Genomic DNA, 5,070 nt, shown 5'->3' with positions numbered 1-5,070 from the left:
ATACTAGGTTATCAAAGACGACCTCGTCGTAGAGGGTTGAACCGAAAAACGTCAGATCCTTCAAATACAAAGTTCGCACGTCGAGCTCGACAATGGGGCCGGCGATGGCCCCAGCCACCACATACCGGCCGCTCCATCTCAAGACCTCAAGAAGTTCGGGAAAAGTGGGGCCAGCGGCTACATCGACGACAACATCAACTGATTGTCAATCGGCTCGCAATCGGGACCCTGGATCGGCGCGCAAAAGGGGCTCTGACGCACTCTCGCTGCGGCCACAGCCTAAGTTGCACCGATGAGGCGCGCCTGGAGCAGATCAATCTTGGCGCGGCCGTACATTTGGCGCTTGATGAGTTTGAGCTTGGTGATCTGGCCTTCGGTCTGGCCATTCGACCACGGAGAGATAATGGCGTTGCGGACTGCGGCGATGTCCTTTTGGACCCCGTTTGCAAAGGAGCCGACGAGGCTTGCCTTCGCGCCCTCGAGCCAAGCGTCCAGTTTTGCGACCGCCTTTGATCGGATCATCTGCTGAAAGTCGTCGATCAGCGTTCGCGCGATGGTCAGGTCAGGCACATTATTCTCGATTGCCGCGACCAGCACGGCATCCGATTTGGACAGGTCGTCGCGCGCCAGCGTCATGAGCCTGGCGATGGTTCGCGCCGAGGGCGTGCGGGCAAGCGCGCTTTGATCGGCCTTTTCGGCCAGCCGTCGGCGCCGCGCCCATTCAGAGACGACGCCGATCTGGCCGCAGAAGCCCTTCTCGCGCATTTCGCGCCAGAGCGCCGATGCATTGCGATCGCCTTGCCCCCAACGACTGTCCAGCCAAGGGAGCCATTCCTCGAGCGAGCTTTGTCGGACGCGGAACACATCGCAGCGCTGGCCGCGCAGGACGCTACGGACGAGCTTGCGGCTATGCCCGGTCCGCTTGACGATCTGCTTGATCGGAATGCCCTGCTTCGACAATTCCAGAATGGCCTCGTTGGTTTCCTGCCGGCGCTGATATCCCTCATACTGTAGTCGTTCGGCATAGGTGAGAAGCCTCGGATCTATGATGGTGCTGCCGACGGCCTTTCGGATCTGCCGCATGGATTTGCTAACCGCGTCGAGAAAGGCTCGGCTGGCGTTTTCCATTAGGTGCCAGCGGTCGGCCACCTGATCGGCATGCGGCAACGCTTTGGCGATCGCCTCGCCATATCCACCACCTCGGTCACGCGCGACGGTCGTGATGGACGCATGGCCCATGAGCCATGCCTGCGATGTCGCCTGCTCGCGATCAGGCAGCAATGTCACCGGCCTGCGGCGTTCGAGATCGCAGACAATCGTCCCGTATCGCTGACCGCGCCGGAATGCAAAGTCGTCAATGCCGATGATGGCGAGCTCATCACGTGGCTGTTCAGTCCTGCGGCGCACGACGCGCAACAGGATATCGTTGCTCACCGGCATCATGAGGCGATCGGCAAAGGCCGCAGCCGGCCTGCCGCCAAGCGCGAGCCCCAAGTGATGAACGATCGTCTCAAGACGTCCGGTCCTTCGCGATAACGGAGCCAGAATATCGGCGCCAAACCGCTCGGCAAAAATGCGGCGGCGGCAAAGAACGGCGTCGCACCAGAAACGGCGAACCGTTACCCGCAGGAAAACCCGCCGACCGGCGATCGGCAAATCGGCGGCTTGTCGCTGATATCGGCTCTGGGTCCGGAGTGAACTCGTCCCGCAGCACGGGCACGTTGCCGAAAGCGCCGTAGCGCGCACGTCAAGAAATACGCAATCCGTGTCGATCTCCGCATGCTCGACGACGAAGCCCGCCGGCGCCAGTTTCGTCGACCCAGATCTCCGTTCCATCGCGCTGATTCCCCCTCGGAAAAATCGCGACTTCAGCCTTCACATGCAGCAAGATTGAGTCAGACCCCTTATTCCACGCCGAAACACACCCTTTTTCGCCGACGCTTCGAAGCGAGCCGTCGTGCTGGTCTCCAGATCCACGATATGTTTGCGCAGTGGGTAGTGGGCGCCAAGCCAAGGATAAAGTCGACGTCGTTGGCACGGCACCAGTCGATGACCGGTGGACTGCAATAATGCCCGTCGGCTCGGATCAGGATCCGTGTGTTCGGCCAATTGCTCCGGATCGCCCGCACGAGGCGGCGCAGGTGGCGCGGATTTCGGCCCCGCTCGGCCGCTTGGCCGGTCGCAAAACGGCACCGATGAAGCGGCCGTCGCCATCGAACACCACGATCGGCCGGAAGCCGTACTGGTCGTAGAGGGCGTTGAACAGGCGCAATTGCTGGTCGCCATGCACGGCATCAAAGGTGTCGTCAATGTCGAGCACGAACCACATCGGCACCTGCGGGAAGGAGGCCCAATAAAGGTCGACCATCGCTCGGCCCATCGCAACCAGCTCGCGCACACCGGGCAGGTTCTCCAGCCGGCACATCGTAGACTGCGACGCCAAATCCCGACCCGAAGGCAGCGCATCCTGGGCCATCTTGAAGACCGGATCGGAGCGCAGCCGGTTGGCGTCATTGCCATCGTAGCCGGCGGCGATCATCTTCATGCGAAAGCCGATCATGTCGGCCAGGCTGTGGATGACCTGGTCCGGGCAGCGCGGATCGTCGATGCAACGCGCAAGACGCTCGGCCACTCGCAGTCGTTTCTCCACTTCGGCCAGAGCCAGAACGCCGCTGTTGGACGGCAGCATGCCGCCGTCGAAACGGGCGACGACGGACTTGCCGCCAACAGATGGCAAACCGCTCAGCGGCAGCGTAAGATCATTTAGCGGGTGTGATCTCCGGAAATGATTCGGATTGGCGTAAGCAACCGAATCATACGTCATTTCAACGGCTTGCACCACATCCGCTAACCCCGGGCGAATTCGGATTAAGCGGCGGCCCAAACCCGCAAAATGTAGTGCAGACACCCGTTCGCGCGCCTGCAACGCATTGAATTCACAGCGCTTTTAGAATCCCACTGTTGAAGTAGGGTCTGATTGACGCGCAAAGATCCTGAGATACGCCCCCAATGCGCACCGGCCCGGCCTTGCCCGGATTGCTACCCAATTCAACATCGTCAAGCGAAAGGAATTGTGGCGATGGTGCCAATTTATGTCAGCTATTTTCGAGATATTATAGTATAAATGCAACATATTTGTCACAAATGTAGCGTAATTTAATATTAACTTCTCAAAAACCACTTTGTTCTAATGCGTTTTCTTGGCATAGTCGCTTTTGAGGATACCAAATCCCTCTTTGCAGCGTCGATGGCCTTATCATGGAGAGCGTCGATGCAGGACCGGCAGCAACCAGGTCAAGAATTGCTGACCAATCCCGCCGGGCGGATCGCGCCGAGTCGTGGACACATGTTTCCGCTAGAGGACCTCGACGTGATTACCTTGGGGCCGGGGCCATTGCACGCCCATGAATGCAGTGCCGCACCCATCTGCCCTCACATTGGAGGAACTGTTAATGAGGACCCTGGATCAGCAGAGAGCACAGGAGCAAGCCGCACGAGAGCGCATGAAAGCATCCCATGCCCTTGACGGCGACCCCGGTCGCTTAGCCGACTTATATCGTGGATGGGCGAGTGCTTTCGATCTGGATCAGGGCCGCGTCGGGTACTGCGGGCCGATGATCGTGGCGGAACTGGCAGGTGCCGTGCAGACGGCCTACTTGGCCGGGCGAAATGATATCGCAATCCTGGACGCTGGCTGCGGAACAGGGCTCGTCGGAGTGGAACTGGAACGCCTCGGCTTCCGGTTGATTGACGGGTTCGATCTCTCCGAAGAGATGGCTCAAAAGGCCCGCCAAACCGGTGTCTACCGCCAGGCCCGAGGAGGTGTCGATCTTAACGGGCAGCTCTCCGACTACTCATGTGCGAGCTATGACTTGACCGTCTGCTGCGGCGTCCTAACGCTCGGACACGTCCGACCGGATGGGTTGCGCGAACTGGCTCGCGTCACCCGCCCGAACGGCTTCGTCATTGTAAGCACCCGCAAGAGCTATGCTGAGATGACATCCTTTGAAGACCGTGTGCGACGTCTACAGTATGAGGGCGTCCTCATACTGGCACAATGTCTAAGGAACGGCAGATACGTCGCCGAGGAGGACGCCCACTATTGGGTCTTTCAGGTGCCCGAGAAGGCCAGCGCACCAGAGGAATCGAGGCTGTGACGACGTTCCCGCGCCGGACTTTCCTGCGAAGGCCTGCACAAACGCATGGTGCGGCCAGGAATAGAGACGAGGCCATACTACGCGACGGACAAGACCCCTCACTGGCATTTTCGAATGGCTCGACAGATCGTGGTATTAACGCGGCGAGGCCTGTAGCGGTCGAGCGGCACGCCGCCCAGTGCGGCGTGAGGCTGATCTCGTCCGTGACTAATCTAATTCGCCTAGGGCAAAAACTTAAGTTGCTTACGCAACGGCGTCTTCAGAACCGGAAGGGTGTGCATGCGACACAAATGTAGGAAATCCGACGTAAGAGCAAAACCGACGTTTTATCAGCAGGGCTCCCATGTTGTTTAAGGGATTTCTCTTTTGGCACGGCACATGCTTGGCTGACTGCAACGGTGCCAAGAAGCGTGGCGATGTCAGATGGGGTAAAAGATGGATCTAGGGCTTGACGGCAAGGTGGCAATGGTCGCGGCCGCCTCAAGCGGCCTAGGCTTTGCCACAGCTGAGGAGTTGGCCAACGAAGGCTGCCGCCTGTCAATCTGTGGGCGGGAGAGAGGGCGGCTTGAAGCAGCAGCGGATCGGTTACGCAGCAAAGGCGCCGAAGTGCGGGCGCGCGCGACCGATGTAACTGACTGCGCGGATGCAGCAGCTTGGGTCACTGAGACAGCAGAGCATTTTCGGTGTATCGACATCTTGGTGACGAATTGCGGCGGGGTTCCTGCCGGACCACCCTCGGCCATGGTGCCTAAGGATTTCGACGAAGCGTTCCACCGAGTGCTTTTGCCTTCGATAAATCTTGTGACGGCTGCCTTGCCCCATCTGCGCCGCTCGAGCTCGGGGCGAATATTGATGCTCGCTTCCGAGGCTATTGTACGAACCCCAGTACATTTCGCGCTGTCGGGCGTCGCAC

The 5,070-nt window shown here is 59.4% G+C and carries 3 protein-coding genes and 2 pseudogenes; 2 read left to right on the top strand and 3 right to left on the bottom strand.

All coding sequences use genetic code 11. The features are described from left to right. The 3 genes and pseudogenes from O7A70_RS33375 to O7A70_RS33365 all read right to left on the bottom strand — a co-directional run. Positions 1-202 (bottom strand): annotated as a pseudogene (locus O7A70_RS33375) (zinc-binding dehydrogenase); the annotation flags it as partial. Between the two features lie 77 nt (positions 203-279). Further along, positions 280-1,836: an ISL3 family transposase gene (locus tag O7A70_RS33370; protein ID WP_337144136.1), complete on the bottom strand. Its 1,557-nt coding sequence runs from the start codon at positions 1,834-1,836 to the stop codon at positions 280-282. Positions 1,837-1,911: 75 nt separating this feature from the next. Continuing rightward, positions 1,912-2,824: pseudogene (locus tag O7A70_RS33365) on the bottom strand (IS1380 family transposase); the annotation flags it as partial. A gap of 679 nt (positions 2,825-3,503) precedes the next feature. Between O7A70_RS33365 and O7A70_RS33360 the strand changes: the two are divergent. Together O7A70_RS33360 and O7A70_RS33355 are read left to right on the top strand one after the other, a co-directional pair. Continuing rightward, positions 3,504-4,157, top strand: a complete 654-nt coding sequence (locus tag O7A70_RS33360) for a class I SAM-dependent DNA methyltransferase (protein WP_337144135.1) — start codon at positions 3,504-3,506, stop codon at positions 4,155-4,157. A gap of 435 nt (positions 4,158-4,592) precedes the next feature. Next, positions 4,593-5,070, top strand: a 478-nt coding sequence (locus tag O7A70_RS33355) for an SDR family NAD(P)-dependent oxidoreductase (RefSeq protein ID WP_337144134.1), incomplete at its 3' end; no start/stop codon positions are given.

The sequence above is a fragment of the Mesorhizobium sp. Cs1299R1N1 genome (assembly GCF_037179655.1).
In the GTDB taxonomy this organism is placed as follows: domain Bacteria; phylum Pseudomonadota; class Alphaproteobacteria; order Rhizobiales; family Rhizobiaceae; genus Mesorhizobium; species Mesorhizobium salmacidum.
The sequence above is the reverse complement of the archived record's forward strand: the minus strand, read 5'-3'. Positions and strand labels throughout refer to the sequence as shown.

What these genes read in the sequence shown, in the direction of transcription:
- O7A70_RS33370 (WP_337144136.1), bottom strand. Translation starts at nt 1,836, where the DNA reads ATGGAACGGAGATCTGGGTCGACGAAACTGGCGCCGGCGGGCTTCGTC.
- O7A70_RS33360 (WP_337144135.1), top strand. Translation starts at nt 3,504, where the DNA reads ATGAAAGCATCCCATGCCCTTGACGGCGACCCCGGTCGCTTAGCCGAC.